The following is a 21,683-nucleotide window of genomic DNA, read 5'->3' as shown; positions in this document are numbered from 1 at the left end:
GCTCTGAGCAGGCGCCCACGTGACCCGGATCAAACTGATTGTTGGGCTGGCCAACCCCGGCCAGCAATATCAGCCAACTCGTCACAATGCGGGCGCCTGGTTCGTTACTGAACTGGCCCGACAACAGGGCTGCTCACTTGCGGCCGAAGCTCGCTTTTTCGGCGACACCGGCCGTTGTTTTATCGATGGACAGGACATTCGCCTGCTCATCCCCAGCACCTTTATGAACCGCAGCGGTCAGGCTATCGCCACCATGGCCGGGTTCTTCAAAATCACCCCCGAAGAAATTCTCATCGCTCACGATGAACTCGATCTGCCTCCTGGCAGCGCGCGCTTTAAATCGGGCGGCGGTCACGGCGGCCACAACGGCCTGCGTGACACGATTAGCAAACTCGGCAACAACAAGAATTTCCACCGCCTGCGTATCGGCATTGGCCACCCCGGCAGCGCCGACAAAGTGACCGGCTACGTACTGGGCAAACCCTCATCCGATGAGCGAATCGCTATCGATCACTGCATAGATGAGGCATTACGCAGTTTAGCCCCCGCCATTCAAGGCGACTGGGCAAAAGCGATGAATCAACTCCACAGCTACAAACAGGGATAACATCATGGGTTTCAATTGCGGTATCGTCGGCTTGCCTAATGTGGGCAAATCAACACTGTTCAACGCCCTGACCAAAGCTGGCATCGACGCAGAGAACTTTCCGTTCTGCACCATTGAGCCCAACTCCGGCATTGTCGGCGTTCCCGATCCACGCCTAAACGTTTTGGCAGAGATTGTTTCGCCAGAGCGCGTGCTTCCCGCGACGATGGAATTTGTCGATATCGCCGGGCTGGTTGCCGGCGCCTCAAAGGGTGAGGGCCTGGGCAATAAATTCCTCGCCAATATTCGCGAGACCGATGCCATTGCCCACGTGGTTCGCTGCTTCGACAACGACAATGTTATCCACGTGGCCAACAAGGTCGACCCCGCTGCAGACATCGACGTGATTAACACCGAGCTCGCACTGGCCGACCTGGATGCCGTTGAGAAGCAACTACAGAAAGTCGTTCGCCCAGCCAAAAGTGGCGATAAAGACGCGATTGCCACCAAGAACCTGCTGGAAAAACTCCAGAGCCACCTGGACGAAGGCAAACCGCTTCGCTCACTTGAGCTGGACGACACCGAGCGCGTCCGCATGGGCAGCCTGCACCTGCTTACCACCAAACCAACAATGTATATCGCCAACGTCAACGAGGACGGCTTTGAAAACAACCCCCACCTCGACACCGTGCGGCGTATTGCTGAAGAAGAAGGCGCTATCGTTGTTCCCATCTGCAATAAACTGGAATCAGAAATTGCCGAACTGGACGACGATGAGAAAGGCGAATTCCTCGAAGAGCTCGGCATGGACGAAGCTGGCCTCGACCGCGTGATTCGCGCTGGCTATGAGCTGCTAGGCCTGCAAACCTACTTTACCGCTGGCGTAAAAGAAGTCCGCGCCTGGACCATCCCGGTAGGCGCCACGGCGCCACAGGCAGCCGGCAAGATTCACACCGACTTCGAAAAAGGCTTTATTCGGGCCGAAGTCATCGCCTACGACGACTACACCAACTACAAAGGCGAACAGGGCAGCAAAGACGCTGGCAAGTGGCGCCTGGAAGGCAAAGACTACATCGTCAAGGACGGCGACGTCGTGCATTTCCGGTTTAACGTCTAAGCCCCCTCACTCACGCTTGACAAGGCCCGCATAAGTCAGGAAAATGCGCGCCTTCTCGACAGAGAACAGTGGCAAGGTAGCTCAGTTGGTTAGAGCACAACACTCATAATGTTGGGGTCGGCGGTTCGAATCCGCCCCTTGCTACCATTATTCTAAAAAACCACCCAAGCGGTGGTTTTTTTTCGTCTTCAATAAATGCGCCCAAGCTGCCGGGCGGGTGAGAAACGCCGCCCCGGTTCGATGAAATGCGCCGCATTAAATCAATGCGCTGCATTTCAGACGGCAACGCCGCCCGAAGGGGCAAAACAGGCCTTAGCCTATTTTCGTGTATCCAGCTTGTTACCTTGTTAAAAGCTTAGCCGCCAACTTCCGATACGGGTAGCCCCTCTATTTCGCGCTCACCACTGATACCGTATAAGCCCATATAGGGTCGGGATGGCAAAAACTCTATGCTGTTCACAACTTTCCCATACGTGCTAGGAAATAAGCTAATATGCTTTTATTGTTGTGGACTTACTGCGATAAGCTAATCAACGACATACAGTTACCTAAGCAGTGCAGCAGTGATACTTCACCTATAAACAGCACTCGATAATAAAGAACAGAGGAAGAGGTTATGAAGTTCTTGTTCCGCGCCAGCCTGCTGGCATCGACGGCGGCGATCTTAGCAGCTTGCGGAGGCGGCAGTGATGGCGGCCCCAGCCTGACCCCCGGTGGCGGCTCGTCAGGAACAGGCGGTTCGGGCCAAACCACTGGCACCACTGAGTACCGTTTTGGTGCATTATCAGGTGGAAGCTTCAGCGCAGGAACAATCTCCACTAACCGCAGCAGCCTGGAAGCGGGCCAAAGCGCGGCGCTTAGCGTGTCGATTATCGACCAAAATGGGAACTTGGTGACAGAGGCAGCGAGCGTTCTGTTTAGCTCTCCCTGTATTGCATCAAGCTTATCAGAGCTCAGCGATAACAATATCGCCAATACCACCGGCACCATTACCACCACTTACACCAGCCGAGGCTGTGACGGCAACGACGTGATTACTGCGCAGACCAGTATTGGCGGAAATTCCTACACCGCGTCGGTACAACTTACCGCAACCCCCGCACCGCTGGGTTCTATCGGCTTCGTCTCTGCCTCGCCCCAGATTATCGGCATTAAGGGCTCGGGCGCCATTCCCGAGCAGTCGGTGGTGTCATTTAAGGTCACCAACTCCAGTGGCGGGCCGGTGCAGAATCAAACAGTCGACTTCACCCTGAATAATACTACCGGCGGCATTGGCTTGAGCACGACTCAGGATATTACCGACGCCAACGGTATTGCCTCTACAACGGTAACGGCGGGCACCATTGCCACCACCGTTAGCGTTAGCGCCAAGGCAACTCAAGGCAGCATTGAGAGCACCGCGCAGTCATCAGCACTAGCTGTTACCACGGGCATCCCGGATCAAAACAGCTTTTCGCTAAGCGCCTCCATTCTGAATATCGAAGGCCTGGCCTACGATGGCACAACAACTACGCTAACCATCCGCGCCGCTGACCGCTTTAACAACCCCGTGCCCGACGACACGGCAATCACCTTCCGCGCTGAAGGTGCTTCTGTTCAGCCCAGCTGCACCACTACCGGCGGCGCCTGCTCAGTGGAGCTCACATCTCAGCAGCCACGCCCCGCTGATGGCCGCGTTACTATTTTGGCAACCGCGGTTGGCGAGGAAAGCTTTGTCGACGCCAACCCGTCCAACGGCCAATACGACGACGCTGAAACCTTCACTGACTTACCTGAGGCCTTTTTGGATGAAGACGAAGACGGAGTGTTCGACGCCAACACCGAGCCCTATGTCGACCAGGACAACGAAGGCGACTATGACGGTGCCAATGGCAAGTACAATGGCCTGCTGTGCAAAGGCCCCAGCAACTGCGATACAAACTCGGAGCGGGTAACCCTGCGCGAAAGCATTGTTATCGTTCTCTCCGGCTCAAGTTTCAACGTAAACCTCAGCCCAGCCAGCGTTAACTTAGACGGCGGTACGGCAACCGTGGTGGTAAGCATTGCCGACATCAATGGCCAAGTGCCTCCGGCTGGCACCACCATCAAGGTAGAAACCGACCAAGGCACGATTAGTGGCCCAGCGCAGGAGACCATGTTGTCCACGAACGCTCAGGGGCCCGCGGTATTCGCGTTTCGCATTAAACAGGGCAGCAAAGCCGGGCAAGGAACGTTCAGCGTGGAAGTCACCACGCCTAAAGGCGTCATCTCCCGCGCATTTGCCAGTGTGAATCAGACCGTCACACCACCATAAGCGGTTTCCAGACGACAGCTAAAACCACTTGCCGGGGCTAACAATGCCTCGGCAAGCTGGTACACTTCACAGCCAATATCCATTGGACCTTCTGGGAACACCCCATGCTACGACCGCATATCCTGTACACCCTGCTGTGCTCAATTGTATTACTTTCGTCGGCTGCTCAGGCTGAGCCCCGCCATTACTCCTATCTAGAAGCCGCCTTCGCTTACCAAAGCACCGATTGGGGGCCTTTCGAAGAAGAGGAGAACTTCACCTTCCTCGCCAGTGCCGAGGCGTTTGACTATTTCCACGTACACGCCCGCTACAACGATGGTGATACCTATATGCCGCGAGGTGTTATTCAAGATGGGTGGTGGACCTACGGCATTGGCGCTCACTACTATCTTAACAACAGCACCTCTGTGCTGATCGGTGCCGACCGCCACGAGATGGACTCCCAGAGCCGCCGACCCAATCAACGCGGCTGGGAATATAAAGTGGGTGTACGCCATGATATCAATGCACGCTGGCGCCTTACGTTGGAAGCCGGGGAACACAATGTTGTGGTTGATGACGACACCACCTTTATCTTCGAAACGCTGTACCACCCTCGTCCGGATATCGGTTTCTCCTTCCGCGTAAGGGACTACGACAAGCTTGATCTAAGCTCCTACGAATTTGGCGCACGCTGGAGCTACTAACAGGCGTGGCAGCGCTGAGTAATTCACCGGCACTGTGCTAAAATCGCCATCTTTATTCAGCGCCCGCCCATGAGCAAATCAGACACCATTTACGCAAGGCCTCACAAAGCCTTGCAGCGCTTCGCCTTCGACGAGCAAGTTGTCGAGGTCTTCCCGGATATGATTCAACGATCTGTCCCGGGCTACGCGACGATAATTGCCATGACCGGCGTAATGGCCGGTCGCTATGCTCAACCAGAGAGCAACTGCTACGACCTCGGCTGTTCACTCGGCGCCAGCTCGCTCGCCATGGCGCGGGAAACTCAGGGGCGCAATATCCAGCTGATCGGTGTTGATAACTCTGCTGCAATGATTGAGCGCTGCCGTGAATACTGTCAGCAGTCCAATACCGACATCCACCTGCGCTGCGAATCCATTCAAGAAACAGAGATACGCAATGCGTCGGTTGTCGTACTCAATTTTACGCTGCAGTTTGTCCCTGAGGCTGAGCGCAATGCCTTGTGTCAGCGTATCAGCGACGCCATGCGCCCCGGCGGCGTATTGATCCTGTCAGAGAAGATCCGTTTTGCCGACCCCCACCTGCAGGAGCTAAATACCGACCTTCACCACGCCTTCAAGCGCGCCAACGGTTATAGCGAAATGGAAGTCGCACAAAAGCGCAGCGCACTGGAGAACGTTCTTATTCCCGAGACGCTGAGCCAACACCAAAGCCGCCTAAAAAACTGTGGCTTCACCAGTGTGGACGTCTGGTTCCAGTGTTTTAATTTTGCCTCGATGGTTGCCGTAAAATGAGCCACCCGCGGATGAACTACCAGGCCTTTCTCAGTAAGCTTGCGGGCAACGAGAACCTCGCCGCCTGGGCAAACCAACTGCCAGACCAGATTGACGCGGGCCTCAACCCCAAACGCTACGGTGACCTGCCCCGCTGGCAGCAAGCACTGAGCGCACTCCCCGAGCTCACCTCGCGCACCATTGATATGAACACCTCGCGTGTGCGCGCGCGCGGCGACATCACCCCGCAACAAAGCGAGCAGTTGCGCGAGGCCCTGATGGGCTTGCACCCCTGGCGAAAAGGGCCCTTTGAGCTTTTTGGCGTGCATATCGATACAGAGTGGCGCAGCGACTGGAAGTGGGAGCGCCTCAAAGACCATATTGCCCCACTCGCCGGACGAACCGTTTTAGACGTGGGCTGCGGCAGCGGCTACCACTGCTGGCGAATGCGCGGCGCCGGTGCAGAGCTGGTCGTCGGCATCGACCCCACGCCCCTGTTTGTCGTGCAATACTTTGCCCTGCAACACTATTTGCAAGACCCATCAGTCGCGGTGCTGCCGATGGGCATTGAGGCCCTGCCGGAAAAACTGGCGGCCTTCGACACCGTATTCTCAATGGGGATTTTGTATCATCGTCGCTCCCCCTTCGACCACCTAATACAATTGCGAGAAGCACTGGTCAGCGGTGGAGAGCTCGTGCTGGAAACCCTAATCATCGACGGCCAACTCGGCGAATGCCTGGTTCCCGAAGGCCGCTACAGCAAGATGGGCAACGTCTGGTTCCTGCCCAGCACGGCCACGCTAGAAAGCTGGCTCAGTAAAGCCGGATTCAAAAATATCCGGGTAGTTGATGTTGCACAGACCACCACGGACGAGCAGCGACGCACAGAGTGGATGCGCTTTCACTCCCTGGCGGAATTTTTGGACCCCGACAACCCTCAGCTAACCGCCGAGGGCCACCCTGCGCCCAAGCGGGCCGTCCTTCTTGCCGAAAAACCGTAAGCCCCAGCCAGCCGCGTGCCTACACGAAAATCTCGCACTGCGACACAGTGTTATTAGACATTGTTCATGCTTTGAGAAAAAATAGCCGTGGTGACAAGTGGCCATTTTTCAATCTATGGTACATTGCAGTAATGTGAAAGCCGCACTCATACCGGTGCTCGCTGACAATAAAGGACGCGCCCCATCCCATGGACGCAAAACAAGCGGATACAGTGATAGCGACAATGAGCTCGCTGACCAGCCGGTGGTTTGACGACCATCTGTACCGCTATTTGGAGCGCCTCCAAGACAATTTTCACCGCCGCGCATTAACGAGCAAGCACCCTGACGAGCAGCAGGCCCTGCTGACGCAGCAACGGCATATCCGCAGCGGTCAAGACGAAGCCTATCGACTGTTCTCGCGACACCTGCAGCACAATATTCGTGCCGCCCGCCCTTACAGCATGGGCGGGCATAGCAAGCTGGACCAACTGCTCGCCCGCAGCCAACAGCTGGGTAACGACGAACTGGAGAACGCCTGCGCAAGACTGTGCCGCGCCATCTCCCCCATGGCATTGCTGGCCGGCTTCCAACACCTGGCCAAGCCACTGCGGATTGATCCCGCCCACCTCAGCCAATGCCTGTCGCTGTTTAATGTTCTGATTTTGCGCGAAGCCCCCTTGCTCTACCAGCAGCTGCTGGCAGAACTAAATGGCGGCAACGCAGAAACAAGCAAAGGCATAGAAGGCTGGATCGCCCATATCGAGCAGCAGCTAAAGCAGCAAAATCTCAGCGCCCAACAACGCGCACTCAACGAGCTGCGCTTACAGCGCCTACGGGGCCGCAGCCGCCCGCAGGGCGACAGCAGCACCCTCAGTGACCAGCAGCTTATTCGCGAAGCCGCCGCCATATTCGGGCGCAGCCATGTGAATCGTCGGCAGCTGTCCGCGAGCATCCTGGCCTCGCTGAACACCCTGCAAACCATTGTTAGTAGTGTGGCGCTGCGCGACCGCCAGTTATTTCTCAACCCGCTTCATCCTGCGCGCCAAATCAGTCACCAGTTGATCGCAAGCAGCGAACGCTGGCAGCACGCTGACCCGAGTTTGCAACAGAATTTCGAACGCGCCACCCGCGATATCGTCAAACAACTCAGCGGGCAAACGCCATCTAGCGCAGACTTCAACGCGCTGCAGGAATCCGTGGATCAATGCTGCCAGCAGTTAGTGCAAAGCGCGAAACTCAACGACCGACGAAAGCTGCACGCCGAAGCGGGTAAACGCAGAATTACTCGGCTGCGCCGCAAGGTGCACGCCCTCATTGACCAGAAAACCCACGGCACCACGCTCTCCGCCAGTGTCGACAATTTGCTGTACGGCCCGATGACCAGTATTTTGCTTTACCACTGGCTCCGCCACGGCAGTAACAGCGACGCCCTGCGCCGCAACCTCGGCCTGGTTGATGACATCTTGTGGTACATCAAGCCCCACCGCGACTGGGCACTGTTGCGTAAAGCCAAAGACATGGGCGGTGATATAGAGCAGCGCCTGCTCGAAGGGCTCAAACGCATCAACCTCGACGACGACAGCGCCCGCTCCCTGGTTGACGAGCTCCACCAACTCAGACTCATTGCCTCCGGCATGTCGGGAATCAGCGGCCAAAGCGATCGACCTTGATCTGTGCCTTACTGCGGCTAGTTAAAGCAGTTATACTAAGCGGCCTCGATACACCCAGTGTGTCGCGCGACTATCCAGCCAACGCTTAGTGCATTTTAAGGTGACGATCTTGCAACTCGACCAAGCATCTACGGAACAATTACGCGAATGGGAAAGCGCTCTCAGCGCAGAGTACGAACAGCATAAAGCCGCAGGGCTTAGCCTCGACCTGACACGGGGAAAACCCAGCAGCGACCAACTTAGCCTGTCCGACGCTATTCTCGGCGTGCTCGGCAATGACCTGAGCAACGACGGCGGCATCGACCTGCGCAATTACGGCGGCCTGGATGGCATAGCAGAGTGTAAGCGCCTCTTCGCGCCGGTATTAGACGTCAACGAAGACGAGATTCTCATCGGCGGCAACAGCAGCCTTACGCTGATGTATTTCGCGGTACTGTTTGCATCACAAATGGGCTTTGGCGACCTCGGCAAAGGCTGGAAAGCAGGCGGCGATACCGTCAAATTTCTTTGCCCGGTTCCCGGTTACGACCGTCATTTCTCCGTATGCGAACACCTGGGCATCGACATGATCCCGGTGGCGATGAACGACAACGGCCCAGACATGGACCAAGTAGAGAGCTTGGTGAAGGCCGATTCCAGCATCAAAGGCATCTGGTGCGTTCCCCGCTTCAGCAATCCCACCGGCATTGTTTACAGCGATGACGTGGTAGCGCGCATTGCCAAGCTGGCAACACTCGCCGGCGACAATTTCCGCGTTTTCTGGGACAACGCCTACGCGGTACACAGTTTGAGCGACAATGCGCCCAAACTGTCCAGTCTGATGGCTGCGGCCCGCAAGGCGGGTACTGAAGACAGCGTGTACTTGTTTGGCTCGACCTCTAAGATCACCTACGCTGGCGCAGGTGTCGCCTTTGTCGGTATGTCTGCCGCCAACCTCAAAGCCTTTAAAGCCCACTTGGGCATGACCCAAATTGGCCCGGATAAAGTCAACCAGTTGCGCCATGCCCGCCTGCTTAAAGACAGCAACGGCCTGGCTGAGCACATGCGCCAGCACGCCGCCGTGTTAAAACCGCGCTTCGACAGCGTACTCAAGCACCTGAACGAAGGCATTGGCGACAGCGGCCTGCTCAGCTGGACAGCGCCCCAAGGTGGCTATTTTATTTCTGTGGATACCCTGCCTGGCCTGGCAAAACAGGTTGTGGCGATGGCAGCCGACGCCGGCGTAAAACTCACCCCGGCTGGCGCAACCTTCCCCTACGGCCAGGACCCAGAAGATCGCAATATCCGCATTGCACCCAGCGTACCCTCGCTGGAGGAAATTGACCGCGCGATGCAGGTGTTCGTCAACTGCGTAAAACTGGCCTCGGTCAGACAGCGCCTCGCCAATTAGGGCCGTTATCGGCGCAATAAAAAAGGGGCCGATTGGCCCCTTTTTCAATTGTGCGCCCTACTCGCCCGAGGGCCCCTTAGGTATCGGCTGACCTCCCATGGGGAAATGCCGCACATTGCTGCCACCCTCGGCATCCAGAATCTTGCCCGGCCCCTCTTTTTCCACTTCATCCACACGAATAATCGAGTGCATCGGCAGGTAACTGCGAGTCACACCACTGAACTCATTTTTCAGTTTTTCTTCACCCGGATTGACGACAATTTGCCCTGGATCACCGAAAACAAACTCTTCAACCTCAATAAAACCGTACAGCTCGCTCTGGTATATCGCGCGGGCATACAGCTCATACACCTGGTTGTTGTTGTGAAAAATCACCTTATAGATTGGGGACTTAGCCATAAAGCACACAGTTCTCTAGCAAACAGTAACGATCTCGCAAGCGCAAAAACGACCGCTCGCGCGGCGGCGGATCATACCACATGTCACCTCAAAGCACCGAACTCATTGGGCTTTAGCCGTTGACACCGCTATAATGTCGGCCCATTTTCTATCGGCTTGTCGCCACACCATGACTGAGAAAACCAAAAAACTGTATATCAAAACCCACGGCTGTCAGATGAACGAGTACGACTCCGCGCGTATTCAGGATCTGCTGGGCGTCAGTCACAACCTGGAGCCTACCGACAATCCCGAAGAAGCCGACGTCTTGTTGCTGAATACCTGCTCCATTCGCGAGAAAGCACAGGAAAAAGTGTTCCACCAACTTGGCCGCTGGAAAAAACTGAAAGACAAAAACCCCGACCTGCTGATTGGCGTTGGCGGCTGCGTCGCCAGTCAGGAAGGCGGAGATATTGGCCAGCGCGCGCCCTACGTTGACGTTATTTTTGGGCCGCAAACCCTGCACCGGGTGCCGGAGATGATCGACCAGCGCAAACCCGACGGCCCAGTGGTGGTGGATGTCACCTTCCCCGAGATCGAAAAATTCGACAGCCTTCCCGAGCCCAGCGTCGACGGCCCCAGTGCCTTTGTCTCCATCATGGAAGGTTGCTCCAAGTACTGCACCTTCTGCGTCGTTCCCTACACCCGGGGCGAAGAAGTCAGCCGGCCCTTTGACGACGTGATTGCCGAAGTGGCCCAGCTGGCCGCCAAAGGCGTGCGCGAAGTGAACTTGTTGGGGCAAAACGTCAACGCCTACCGCGGCGAAAACCACGAAGGCGAGATCGTCGATTTCGCAGAGTTGCTCGGCTTTGTCGCCCAGGTGCCTGGCATCGACCGCATACGCTATACCACCTCGCACCCGGTTGAGTTTAGCGACGCCTTAATTGAGGCCTACCGCGACATCCCCGAGCTGGTGGATCACCTCCACCTGCCCGTGCAAAGCGGCAGCGACCGTATTCTCGCGGCCATGAAACGCGGCCACGTTCAGCAGGAATACCGCGACAAAATCGCCAAACTGCGGGCAATCAGACCGAACATCAGCCTGTCTTCCGACTTTATTATCGGCTTTCCCGGCGAGACTGAAGACGACTTTAACGACACCATGAGGCTCATCGCCGACATCGGCTTCGACCACAGCTTCAGCTTTATTTACAGCGCCCGCCCCGGCACACCTGCCGCCCAACTGGATGACGACACTCCCGAGGCAGTGAAGAAAGAGCGCCTACAACGCCTGCAGCACCGTATTCTGCAGCAGGCTAACCAGATCAGCCGTCAGATGGTCGGCACACGGCAGCGCATTCTGGTGACAGGCGTCTCCAAAAAGGATCCAGGCCAGTTACAGGGGCGTACCGAGAACAATCGCGTCGTTAACTTTTCGGCGACCAATCACGCCCTGATCGGCGATTTTGTCGACGTAGTGATCACCGAGGCACTGCCGAATTCACTGCGCGCCGAATTGCTGAACTAGGCATCGGTTTTTGCCGATTCTCGTCAGCGAAGAATCGGCGTATTGTTAAGCCATTACTACTTGATCGCCAATGCGACACGCGGAGCACCATTGACAGCACAAGCGACACAGCGCGTTCTCACTCTCGAACCCAGCGACAGCCAGCACCTTTCGGCACTGTGCGGACGCTTAGACGAACACCTCAAATTGATCGAAGAACGCCTTCAGGTGCACATCGCTGCGCGCGCCAATACCTTTCAGGTTAGCGGCGAAGAGCGTGCCGTCGACGAAACGGTGCAACTGCTCAAACACCTTTATCGCGAGAGCGTCTCTGGCACGACACTCAACCCCGAGGCCATTCACCTTCGTATGCAACAGTCACATTTGGAAGAGTTGCCCCGCTCAGATAATGAGCCCGTCGTTATTCGCACCAAGAAGGGCAGTATCAAACCGCGCGGCGGCAATCAGCAGGGCTATGTGCGCGCGATTCAGAGCAACGATGTCAATTTCGGCATTGGTCCGGCCGGTACCGGTAAAACCTATCTCGCCGTTGCCTGCGCGGTTGAGGCGTTAATATCCCATCAGGTACAACGCATCCTGCTGGTCAGGCCTGCGGTAGAGGCCGGCGAAAAGCTCGGTTTCCTGCCCGGCGACCTGGCGCAGAAAATCGATCCCTATTTGCGCCCGCTGTACGATGCACTCTACGAGATGCTCGGCAACGACACCGTCACCAAGCTGATCGAGCGCAATGTGATTGAGATCGCGCCCTTAGCCTATATGCGCGGCCGTACGCTGAACGACTCCTTCATTATTTTGGATGAGGCGCAAAATACCACCCGCGAACAAATGAAAATGTTCCTCACCCGTATTGGCTTTGGCTCTACAGCCGTCATCACTGGCGATGCCACGCAGATCGACTTGCCACGCGGCACACCCAGCGGCCTCACCCATGTAATGAAGGTTCTCGACGATGTCGAAGGGATCAGCCTCACCTATTTTCAGGCCAAGGATGTGGTTCGCCACCCGCTGGTACAGAAAATTGTCGAAGCTTACGCCGCGTTTGACGACGAGATCGCTCGCTAGCAATGGCTGACGGCAACCCACTTGAACTGGAGGTGGACCTGCAAGTGGCCTGCGACCCGCAGCCGGGACTGCCCAGTGAGCAGCAATTGCGCGACTGGGCCAGCGCCGCACTCACCAATCGCCGCGATCAGGCGGAGCTGACCATTCGCCTGGTCGACGAGCAGGAAAGCCAGGCCCTCAATCGCGACTACCGCGGCAAAGATGCCCCGACCAATGTGTTGTCGTTTCCCGCGGACCTGCCCCCCGAGCTTGAGCTGCCACTACTCGGCGACCTGGTTATCTGTCGGCAAGTGGTTGAACGCGAAGCGCATGAGCAGGGCAAGGCGGTAAGCGATCACTGGGCGCATATGGTAATTCACGGTACACTCCACCTACTCGGTTTTGACCACATTGACGATGATGAAGCCGAGGAAATGGAATCTCTTGAGACTGCGCTGTTAAAGCAGCTCAATATCAATAACCCCTACGAGGCGCAGTTAGCGCCGGGCGACTAGGCCACAGCGAGGACAGCACACAAAATCATGAGCGAAGACCGATCTAGCAGCGATCCGGGTGACAAATCCTGGATCGAAAAAATTGCCCATGCATTTTCCTCTGAACCCAAAACCCGCGAAGACCTGCTCGATGTATTAGCCGTTGCTCGTCAGAATGAAGTGATTGATGACGACGCCACCAGCATCGTCGAAGGTGCCATGCATATCAGCGAAATGCAGGCGCGGGAAATCATGATTCCCCGGCCGCAAATGGTGGTGCTGAAGATCGAGCAACCCCTCAGCGAACTGCTGCCGATCATCATGGAAACCGGCCACTCCCGCTACCCCGTTATAGGCGACACACTGGACGAGGTCCTGGGCATATTGCTGTCCAAGGATCTATTGCCCCTGCTGTGGAAAACCGGCAACACCGACGACATCGACCTACGCACCGTGCTGCGCCCCGCCACCCTGGTACCAGAGAGCAAACGCCTGAATGTGCTGCTGCGTGATTTCCGCGAAAAGCGCAACCACATGGCCGTTGTCATCGACGAATACGGTGGCGCCGCAGGGCTGATTACGATCGAGGACATCCTCGAGCAGATCGTTGGCGACATTGAAGACGAATACGATGAAGAAGACGACCTGCCGATCCGCAAGATCGCCGATAACGACTTCGTGGTAAAAGCGCTCACGCCCATTGAAGAGTTCAACACCTACTTCAATGCAAATTTAAGCGACGACGAGTTCGACACCATCGGAGGCTTGCTACTGCAGTCCTTTGGCCACCTGCCCAGCCGCAATGAAGTGGCCCAGCTGGAGCATTTCGAATTCAAGGTGGTCAATGCCGACCACCGCCAGATTCATTTGCTGCGCATGCGCGAGCTGGCCAAGGACGACGCGTAAAAACTTGAACTCCCCTCGCGCTTACGGTCTACAATAGCCGGGCAGCGCCGCCCAAGAGGGGAGTTTTATGCCAGACAGCAGCACACTTGCGTCACTCAATGCCATTGCCCACAGCATTATTAGCTACAGCGCATTGGTAATCGTGGGTTTAATCGGGGCCGGACTTATCTACCTCGCCGTGCTCTACTACCGCGACGTCACCCAAACCCAGCACGCCATTCGTCGAAACTACCCGCTGATCGGTCGCTTTCGCTATTTCTTCGAACACCTCGGCGAATTCTTTCGCCAGTATTTCTTTGCCATGGACCGCGAAGAGCTGCCCTTTAATCGCTCCCAACGCTCCTGGGTATACCGCGCCGCAAAAAATATCGACAACACTGTCGCCTTCGGTTCTACGCGACCACTGAACCACAGCAACGAAGTGCTGTTTATGAACTGCCTATTCCCCACGTTAAGTGAAGACGCCGCACCCACCCACAGCGTAACCATTGGCGAAGGCTATTGCCGTGAACCTTTTAGCAGTGCCGCCATATTCAATATTTCCGGCATGAGCTATGGCGCCATTTCCAAACCGGCGGTGCAGGCCCTGGCCGCCGGCGCGCGCGAAGCGGGAATCTGGATGAACACCGGCGAAGGCGGCCTCACCCCCTATCACCTGGAAGCGGGCTGCGACATCGTCTGCCAGATAGGCACCGCTAAATACGGCGTTCGCGATGCCGAGGGCAAACTCAGCGACCAACGCCTTGCCGATCTTGCCAGCCACCCGCAAGTACGCATGTTCGAGCTGAAACTCAGTCAGGGCGCCAAGCCCGGCAAAGGGGGCATTCTGCCCGGCGGCAAAGTCACCGAAGAGGTCGCCACCATTCGGGGCATCCCCGTTGGCCAGGATTCCATCAGCCCCAATGGCCACCCGGATATTCGCAGTATCGACGACCTGCTCGACACCCTGGCGCGCATCCGCCGCGTTACCGGCAAGCCGGTGGGTTTCAAAATGGTGCTGGGCTTCAGCGAGTGGCTGGACGAGCTGGGCGAAACCATTCACCGCCGCGGGCTGGAATTTGCCCCCGACTTCATCACCGTCGACAGCGCCGACGGCGGCACGGGCGCGGCCCCGCAGAGTTTGATCGACTATGTCGGCCTCCCGCTGCGCCGCAGCTTGCCGCTGGTGGTCGACAAGCTCAACGAGTACCGCTTGCGCGAGCGGGTAAAAGTGATTGCTTCGGGCAAAATGATCAACCCCGCCGAGGCAGCCTGGGCGATTTGCGTTGGCGCAGACTTTATCGTCAGCGCCCGCGGCTTTATGTTTGCCCTGGGTTGTATCCAGGCATTGCAGTGCAACAAGAACACCTGCCCAACCGGTATCACCACACACGACCCGGAGCTACAGCGTGGCCTTGTGCCCGCCGACAAAGCTGCCCGGGTGGCCAATTACGCCAAAAACCTAATGCATGAGGTGGGGGTTATCGCCCACTCCTGCGGCGTTCGCGAAGCCCGCTCACTGCAACGCAAACACGTGTATCTGATAGACGAACGCGGCGTCCCCGAGCCACTGAGCCTTCGCTATCCGGACAAAACGCCGCGCCCCGAATACCTGATCGCCAGTACCGCCGACGAGGCACTTACCCCCTGACCCAGCGACTGATCGCACCCCGGAGCCCCCACCGCCCATGAAACGGATTATTGCGCCGCTAGCCGGCGCACTTATCACCCTGTCTCTCGCCCCTTTTCATTACTGGCCACTCGCCATAGTGGCGATGGCGGCACTGGCCTGGTGTCTGGATGACTGCACAGCAAAGGAAGGTTTTTTGCGCGGCTGGCTGTTTGGCAGCGCCAGCTTTCTTGCCGGGGTGTCGTGGATCTATGTCGCCATGTATGTCTACGGCAATACCTCCGCCCTGCTCTCAGCTCTTATGACCATCCTGTTTTGTCTGGGCTTGGGGCTCGTCACCGGGCTGTTCGCCTATGTGTACAGCCGCTGGCTGCGCGACGGCAAGGGCGGCCGGCTGCTGGGCTTTGCCGCCGCCTGGGTGATTTTTGAGTGGTTTCGCGGCTGGTTTCTCACCGGGTTTCCATGGCTCTACCTTGGCTACAGCCAGTTGGAAACCCCGCTATCCGGTTGGGCACCCGTTGTTGGGGTGTACGGTTTAAGCTTTGTGGTGGCCCTCAGCGGCGCAGCGGTAAGCCATCTACTCACCACCAAACACAGAACCAGTCGCTGGCTGCCAATAGCTGGCTGCATCGCATTGTTCGGCCTCGGCGCGTCCCTGCAAACGATTGAATGGACACAAGCCACCCAGCAGCCCCCCCTCCGCATTGGCGCCGTGCAGTCCAATATCACTCAAGAAAAGAAGTGGGCCTATAGCCATTACTGGGACACCCTCGAACTCTACGATGTCACCTCAGAACAACTGTGGCCCCAGGTGGATGTGGTGATTTGGCCAGAGGCTGCCATTCCCGCCCTGTATCGCAACGCCGAAACCTTCTTTGACTACATTCGCGAGCGCGCTGCCGCCTCGAACACCGCGCTGATCACCGGCGTTCCCACTAAACAGGGCGACGACATCTACAACTCGGCAATGGTCATCAATGGCGGCGAAGGCCTGTACCACAAACAGCGTTTGGTCCCTTTCGGTGAATACGTTCCGCTCGGTAGCCTGCTGCGCGGTCTGATCGGCTTTTTTGACCTGCCCATGTCCAGCTTTAGTCGTGGCGACGCTGACCAGCGCCCCCTCTCAGCCAAGGGTTGGCAATTTGCGCCATCGATCTGCTACGAGATCGTGTATCCCAACCTCGTGGCGCGTGGCGCAAGAGACGCAGACGTCTTATTCACCATCAGCAACGACGCCTGGTTTGGCGACTCGATTGGCCCCGCCCAACACATGCAAATGGCGCAGATGCGGGCACTGGAAAATGGCCGAGAACTCATCCGCGTTACCAGCACAGGTATCACCGCCATCGTCGACCACCGCGGGCATATCACCACGCGCATTCCGTCTTTCACTCACACCACGATGACCGGCGAGGTAAACGCCCGCAGCGGCCGCACACCGTTTAATTACGCCCAGTCCACACCTATTATCGCCCTGTGCTTTGCACTGGCGCTTACCGCGCTGCGCCGCCGCCCACAGCAAGGCAGCTAAATGCTTGCGAATTCGCATGGGCGACGCCGCGACAAGCTGTTAAAATGCTGGGCTTTGTATCGCCGAGCCCCGCGCTTGCCAACCCCAGAGACCGACATCGCCAATGGACCAACATTACACCCCCCGCGACATTGAAGCTCGCGTACAGCAGTACTGGCAGGAACACGGTAGCTTCACTGCCGTGGAAGATGACAGCCGCGAAAAATACTACTGCCTGGCCATGTTCCCCTACCCCAGCGGCAAGCTGCATATGGGCCATGTTCGCAACTACAGCATTGGCGATGTTATTTCGCGCTACCAGCGCATGTTGGGTAAAAATGTTCTGCAGCCAATGGGCTGGGATGCCTTCGGCCTACCGGCAGAAAACGCCGCGGTGAAAAACAACACCGCGCCGGCAAAATGGACCGTCGAAAATATCGACTATATGCGCGGCCAACTGCAGCAGCTGGGCTTCGGCTACGACTGGAAGCGCGAATTCGCCACCTGCAAATCCGACTACTACCGCTGGGAGCAGTGGTTCTTCACCCGCCTTTACGAAAAAGGCATGGTCTACAAAAAAACCTCTGCGGTGAACTGGTGCCCGAACGACGAAACTGTACTGGCCAATGAGCAGGTTATCGATGGCGGTTGCTGGCGCTGTGACACCCCGGTGGAGCGCAAAGAAATTCCTCAGTGGTTTATTAAAATCACCGAATACGCCGAGCAATTGTTGAACGACCTCGACCAGCTGGACGGCTGGCCAGAGCAGGTGCGCACCATGCAGCGCAACTGGATTGGCCGCTCTCAGGGCGTACAAATGCGCTTTGACCTGGGCGAAGCCGTCGCCGGCCACGACCACTTTGAGGTCTACACCACCCGTCCCGACACCCTTATGGGCGTAAGCTATGTCAGCCTGGCTGCCGAGCATCCCATTAGCCTGGCGCTGGCCGAGAACAACGCCGAACTGGCGGCCTTTATCGACGAATGCCGCCACAGCTCAGTTGCTGAAGCCGACATGGCCACCATGGACAAAAAAGGCATGGCCACTGGCATCAACGCTCTCCACCCCATCACCGGCGAGCCGGTACCGGTGTGGATCGCCAACTACGTGTTGATGGACTACGGCACTGGCGCCGTCATGGCGGTGCCCGCGCACGACCAGCGCGACTTTGAATTTGCGCAGAAATACCAACTGCCTATTCAGCAAGTGATTGCGGCGGACGATATCGACCTCGGCCAAGCAGCGGCCACTGAGAAAGGCCCGCTCATCAACTCCGGTGAGTTTGACGGCTTGAATTTCGACGAGGCCTTTACCGCCATCGCCGACAAACTCACCGCACTCGGCAAAGGTCGCGTCACCACGAACTACCGCCTGCGCGACTGGGGCGTTTCCCGTCAGCGCTACTGGGGCGCCCCCATTCCGGTGTTCAATCTGCCGGACGGCGGCGAGATCGCCGTGCCCGCGGACAAACTCCCCATCCTGCTGCCCGAAGATGTGGAAATGGACGGCGTGCAATCGCCCATCAAAGCCGACCCCGAGTGGCGCAAAGATGAGCTGAACGGCCAGGCCGTCGAGCGCGAAACCGACACCTTCGACACCTTTATGGAGTCCAGCTGGTACTACGCTCGCTTCACTTGCCCCGACTATGAAGACGGCATGCTCGACCCCGTTCGCGCCAATTACTGGCTGCCCGTCGACCAGTACATCGGCGGTATTGAGCACGCGATTCTCCACCTGTTGTACGCACGCTTCTTCCACAAGCTGATGCGCGACGAAGGGCTGGTGCATTCCGACGAGCCGTTCACACAACTGCTTTGCCAAGGCATGGTGTTGAAAGACGGCGCAAAAATGTCCAAGTCCAAGGGCAACACCGTCGACCCGCAGGCACTCATCGAAAAATACGGCGCCGACACGGTACGCCTGTTTATCATGTTTGCCGCCCCCCCAGAGCAAAGTCTGGAATGGTCTGACAGCGCAGTTGAAGGCGCTAACCGCTTCCTGCGTCGGCTGTGGAAACTGGTTGCCAACCACCTGGAGGCTGGCGCCGCACCGACGCTCGACACTGGCAGACTGACAGCAGATCAGCAGGCCCTGCGTCGCAAAACACACGAAACCATTGCCAAAGTCAGCGACGACTTCGGCCGGCGCCAAACGTTCAATACCGCCATTGCCGCCGTCATGGAGCTGGTCAACGAACTGTCGCGCTTTGAGCGTAAGACCGATCAGTGCCTCGCCGTTGAACGCGAAGCCCTGGAAGCCGCCGTTGCCCTGCTGTCGCCAATCGTGCCGCATATCAGCCACGAATTATGGCAGCAACTCGGGCACAGCGAAGCCGTGATTGACGCCTCCTGGCCAACCGTTGACGAATCCGCCCTGGTTCGCAGTAGTATCGAAATGGTGATTCAGGTAAACGGTAAAGTGCGCGCTAAAATGGAAGTACCTGCCGACGCCGATGCTGAGACCATTAAAGCGATGGCCAAGGCCCAGGAAAATGTGCAGAAATTTATCGACGGCCTGACTATCCGCAAGGAAATTGTCGTACCCAAAAAACTGGTGAATATCGTTGCGAATTAATGCGCTCGTACTCATTGCTGCCATGTTGCTGCTAAGCGCTTGCGGTTTTGCCCTGCGCGGCAGCACTGGCATTGCCAGCACGCTGCAACCGATTTATGTCGGCGGTAGTCGCGACAGCCAAGAGTTACAGCAGGCCCTGCGCCGGCAACTGCAAATCAACCAGGTGGGCACCACGCGCAAACGCGGCCAAGCTCAGCTTATTGCCGAAGTCCAGCTATTGCGCTACGACAAGCGCAGTATCGCTCTCGACCGCGAGGCCCGCGATGCCGAATACGCCCTGTTCGAACGCGCCCGCCTCAGCCTGTTCAGTCCCCAGGGCCAGCTGCTCAAAGGCCCCGTTGTATTGGAACAGCGCCGGCTCGTTGTAAACGATGCCAACAACCCCGTCGGCGAGGAAACGGAATCCAGCATTGTGCGCGCCGAAATGCGTGAACAACTCAGTATCCGTCTCGCCCAGCAGCTTGAGTACTGGTCGCGACAGCTACCAGCGGACCCCGCCAATGCGACTGCGCCCTGAGCAACTTGCCAGCCAGTTAACCAAGCAGCTGCTGCCCGTGTATCTATTGAGCGGCGATGAGTTGCTCATTCAGCAGGAATGCGCCGACGCTATCCGTCAGCACTGCCGCCAACACGGCATCGCCGAGCGCGACGTTCTGGAGGCCGAGCGCGGTTTTGACTGGAATGCCTTGCTGGAAGCGGGCCAATCCCTATCACTATTTGCCGACCGCAAACTGATAGAGCTGCGTCTCGGCGGCGCTCGCATGGACCAGAAAAGCTCCGCTGCCCTGCAACAGTACTTAGAACACGCCGACGGCAGCAATATTCTGCTTATCACCTGTGGGCGTCTCGACAGCCGCAGCCTCAATGCCAAATGGGTAAAGGCAATCGACCAAGCGGGCGCCGTCATGCAAATTTGGCCGGTAGACCGCCGCCAGCTTGGCGGCTGGATACAGCAGCGCCTTAAAGACAATGGTATGAGTGCTGACCGCGAGGCCGCCGAGCTGCTCGCCGACCGAGTGGAGGGTAATCTGCTCGCCGCAGACCAAGAGATTCAAAAGCTAAAAATTTTACTCGGCGAGCAGGCCGTCAGTGTTGAGACTGTCGCCGCCGCCGTGGCAAGCAGCGCCCGCTACGATGTATTCAAATTGATCGACGCCGCCCTCGCCGGTAACGCCGCCTATGCGCTGAACATGTACAACGGCCTGGTAGCCGAAGGCAGCGAAGAAATTCCCATGCTCGGCGCCATCAGCCGCGAGCTGCGCAGCCTCTACAACTGCGCTGCCGCCATTGAACAAGGCAATGGCATCGATCGTGTACTCGACGGTGCGCGGGTGTGGGACAAGCGTAAAAATCTCTACAAGCGCTGCCTAGGCCAACACAGCGTCGGCTCACTTTCTCGCCTGCTGCAACTCGCCGGCCGTCTGGATGCCGCGCAAAAAGGCCAGAGCGACGAATCACCTCGCCTGCTGTTCACCGAACTTGTCACCGGCCTCGCTGGTCAGCCAATTATTACTGGCTAAGCGCGCGACTGATCACCCGCTCAACATCAGCCGCTTCCGGCATCGGCAACTGCACACTGCGCAGCATCGAGGGGTCGCCCGCCATTGCAGGCAAGCGGTACCGCAATACCAAACCCGGGCCGCGATAGCCCATCTGCCTATACGGTCGATGGTAGGGGTTGGCTTCGTCCTCGGCGCGAGCGCGCGGGCACTGCCAAAGCGACGCGTAGTGGACGAGGTAGACCGCATCGATCTGGTCCATCGCAATCGATAGCGGCACGACGCTATAGCGGTCAAAAATTCGCAGCCCCGCCAGCACAGGTTGGCCCTCGCCTTGCCGCCATTCCAGCTCGCTGCGCGTGACATAACCGCGCCGCAGCACTGCCACCACCACGACGAACATCAGCAGCCACGCCCACCACGGCAGCGCCACGGGCTTAATCAGGGAGACCAACATCAGGCTCATCCCGAGTGACAAGAGCCCGCACAGCCACCACGGCGACTGCGCCCGCTGAACTCGCCTCATAAGGCCTCCACTTACCAATTGTGCCAGCGGGTTATTATAGCCATTGTGGGTGCTGCCGCGACGCGCCCCCTACATGCGCTTTGACCTACTCACGGCCTTCTCAATATTTTATAAAACAAAA

At 57.5% G+C, this 21,683-nt stretch carries 19 protein-coding genes and 1 tRNA gene; 18 read left to right on the top strand and 2 right to left on the bottom strand.

Annotated features, from left to right (window positions below):
* Positions 1 to 19: 19 nt before the first annotated feature.
* The 9 genes from pth to AC2Q8J_RS13585 all read left to right on the top strand — a co-directional run bounded on the left by pth (position 20) and on the right by AC2Q8J_RS13585 (position 9,496).
* Positions 20 to 607 carry an aminoacyl-tRNA hydrolase gene (gene pth, locus AC2Q8J_RS13625; protein ID WP_204997247.1) on the top strand — a complete coding sequence of 196 codons (588 nt, stop codon included), beginning with the start codon at positions 20 to 22 and terminating at the stop codon, positions 605 to 607.
* Positions 608 to 611: 4 nt separating this feature from the next.
* Positions 612 to 1,703, top strand: a complete 1,092-nt coding sequence (gene ychF / locus AC2Q8J_RS13620; RefSeq protein WP_486451544.1) for a redox-regulated ATPase YchF — start codon at positions 612 to 614, stop codon at positions 1,701 to 1,703.
* Between the two features lie 70 nt (positions 1,704 to 1,773).
* A tRNA-Met gene (locus AC2Q8J_RS13615) sits at positions 1,774 to 1,850 on the top strand.
* A gap of 469 nt (positions 1,851 to 2,319) precedes the next feature.
* Complete coding sequence (locus tag AC2Q8J_RS13610; protein WP_204997245.1) at positions 2,320 to 3,996, top strand: Ig-like domain-containing protein; 1,677 nt, start codon at positions 2,320 to 2,322, stop codon at positions 3,994 to 3,996.
* A gap of 104 nt (positions 3,997 to 4,100) precedes the next feature.
* A complete protein-coding gene (locus tag AC2Q8J_RS13605) occupies positions 4,101 to 4,682 on the top strand; it encodes a hypothetical protein (RefSeq protein WP_486451543.1) in 582 nt (193 codons plus the stop codon).
* A gap of 69 nt (positions 4,683 to 4,751) precedes the next feature.
* Positions 4,752 to 5,474: a carboxy-S-adenosyl-L-methionine synthase CmoA gene (gene cmoA, locus AC2Q8J_RS13600; protein WP_204997243.1), complete on the top strand. Its 723-nt coding sequence runs from the start codon at positions 4,752 to 4,754 to the stop codon at positions 5,472 to 5,474.
* Positions 5,471 to 6,454 carry a tRNA 5-methoxyuridine(34)/uridine 5-oxyacetic acid(34) synthase CmoB gene (cmoB, locus tag AC2Q8J_RS13595; RefSeq protein WP_486451542.1) on the top strand — a complete coding sequence of 328 codons (984 nt, stop codon included), beginning with the start codon at positions 5,471 to 5,473 and terminating at the stop codon, positions 6,452 to 6,454. The genes cmoA and cmoB overlap by 4 nt, the downstream gene beginning before the upstream one ends.
* A gap of 188 nt (positions 6,455 to 6,642) precedes the next feature.
* A complete protein-coding gene (locus tag AC2Q8J_RS13590) occupies positions 6,643 to 8,106 on the top strand; it encodes a DUF1631 family protein (protein ID WP_486451541.1) in 1,464 nt (487 codons plus the stop codon).
* 109 nt (positions 8,107 to 8,215) lie between these two features.
* Positions 8,216 to 9,496, top strand: a complete 1,281-nt coding sequence (locus AC2Q8J_RS13585; RefSeq protein WP_486451540.1) for an aspartate aminotransferase type Ic — start codon at positions 8,216 to 8,218, stop codon at positions 9,494 to 9,496.
* A gap of 57 nt (positions 9,497 to 9,553) precedes the next feature.
* Here the strand turns inward: AC2Q8J_RS13585 and AC2Q8J_RS13580 are convergent, their stop codons facing one another.
* On the bottom strand, positions 9,554 to 9,895 hold the full coding sequence (locus AC2Q8J_RS13580; protein ID WP_027874607.1) for a DUF1820 family protein: 342 nt from the start codon (positions 9,893 to 9,895) through the stop codon (positions 9,554 to 9,556).
* Positions 9,896 to 10,064: 169 nt separating this feature from the next.
* On the opposite strand from AC2Q8J_RS13580, the gene miaB reads away from it, so the two are divergent.
* From miaB to holA, 9 genes are all read left to right on the top strand, one after another.
* Positions 10,065 to 11,402, top strand: a complete 1,338-nt coding sequence (miaB, locus tag AC2Q8J_RS13575; protein WP_486451539.1) for a tRNA (N6-isopentenyl adenosine(37)-C2)-methylthiotransferase MiaB — start codon at positions 10,065 to 10,067, stop codon at positions 11,400 to 11,402.
* Positions 11,403 to 11,492: 90 nt separating this feature from the next.
* Positions 11,493 to 12,464 (top strand): PhoH family protein, encoded by a 972-nt coding sequence (locus AC2Q8J_RS13570; protein ID WP_486451538.1) that lies wholly within the window; start codon positions 11,493 to 11,495, stop codon positions 12,462 to 12,464.
* A 2-nt stretch (positions 12,465 to 12,466) separates the two neighbouring features.
* Positions 12,467 to 12,958, top strand: coding sequence for an rRNA maturation RNase YbeY (gene ybeY / locus AC2Q8J_RS13565; protein ID WP_486451537.1), 492 nt, complete (start codon positions 12,467 to 12,469; stop codon positions 12,956 to 12,958).
* A gap of 27 nt (positions 12,959 to 12,985) precedes the next feature.
* The gene (locus tag AC2Q8J_RS13560) at positions 12,986 to 13,843 is read left to right on the top strand and encodes a CorC family transporter (protein WP_204997236.1); all 858 of its coding nucleotides are present in this window, start codon (positions 12,986 to 12,988) and stop codon (positions 13,841 to 13,843) included.
* 67 nt (positions 13,844 to 13,910) lie between these two features.
* The gene (locus AC2Q8J_RS13555) at positions 13,911 to 15,473 is read left to right on the top strand and encodes an FMN-binding glutamate synthase family protein (RefSeq protein ID WP_486451536.1); all 1,563 of its coding nucleotides are present in this window, start codon (positions 13,911 to 13,913) and stop codon (positions 15,471 to 15,473) included.
* 37 nt (positions 15,474 to 15,510) lie between these two features.
* Positions 15,511 to 16,983 carry an apolipoprotein N-acyltransferase gene (gene lnt / locus AC2Q8J_RS13550; RefSeq protein WP_288364724.1) on the top strand — a complete coding sequence of 491 codons (1,473 nt, stop codon included), beginning with the start codon at positions 15,511 to 15,513 and terminating at the stop codon, positions 16,981 to 16,983.
* A 103-nt stretch (positions 16,984 to 17,086) separates the two neighbouring features.
* Entirely contained in the window at positions 17,087 to 19,537 is a 2,451-nt protein-coding gene (gene leuS / locus AC2Q8J_RS13545) for a leucine--tRNA ligase (protein ID WP_486451535.1), read from the top strand.
* Positions 19,527 to 20,054 (top strand): LPS-assembly lipoprotein LptE, encoded by a 528-nt coding sequence (locus AC2Q8J_RS13540; RefSeq protein WP_374973708.1) that lies wholly within the window; start codon positions 19,527 to 19,529, stop codon positions 20,052 to 20,054. Before leuS ends, AC2Q8J_RS13540 begins: the two co-directional genes overlap by 11 nt.
* Complete coding sequence (gene holA / locus AC2Q8J_RS13535) at positions 20,038 to 21,057, top strand: DNA polymerase III subunit delta (protein ID WP_486451534.1); 1,020 nt, start codon at positions 20,038 to 20,040, stop codon at positions 21,055 to 21,057. The genes AC2Q8J_RS13540 and holA overlap by 17 nt, the downstream gene beginning before the upstream one ends.
* Here holA and AC2Q8J_RS13530 read toward each other — a convergent pair.
* A complete protein-coding gene (locus AC2Q8J_RS13530; RefSeq protein ID WP_486451533.1) occupies positions 21,047 to 21,562 on the bottom strand; it encodes a hypothetical protein in 516 nt (171 codons plus the stop codon). The two genes, holA and AC2Q8J_RS13530, sit on opposite strands and share 11 nt — an antisense overlap.
* Positions 21,563 to 21,683 lie beyond the last annotated feature (121 nt).

This window comes from Spongiibacter sp. C9W (assembly GCF_057370015.1).
This window is presented reverse-complemented; position numbering and strand designations above follow the sequence as displayed.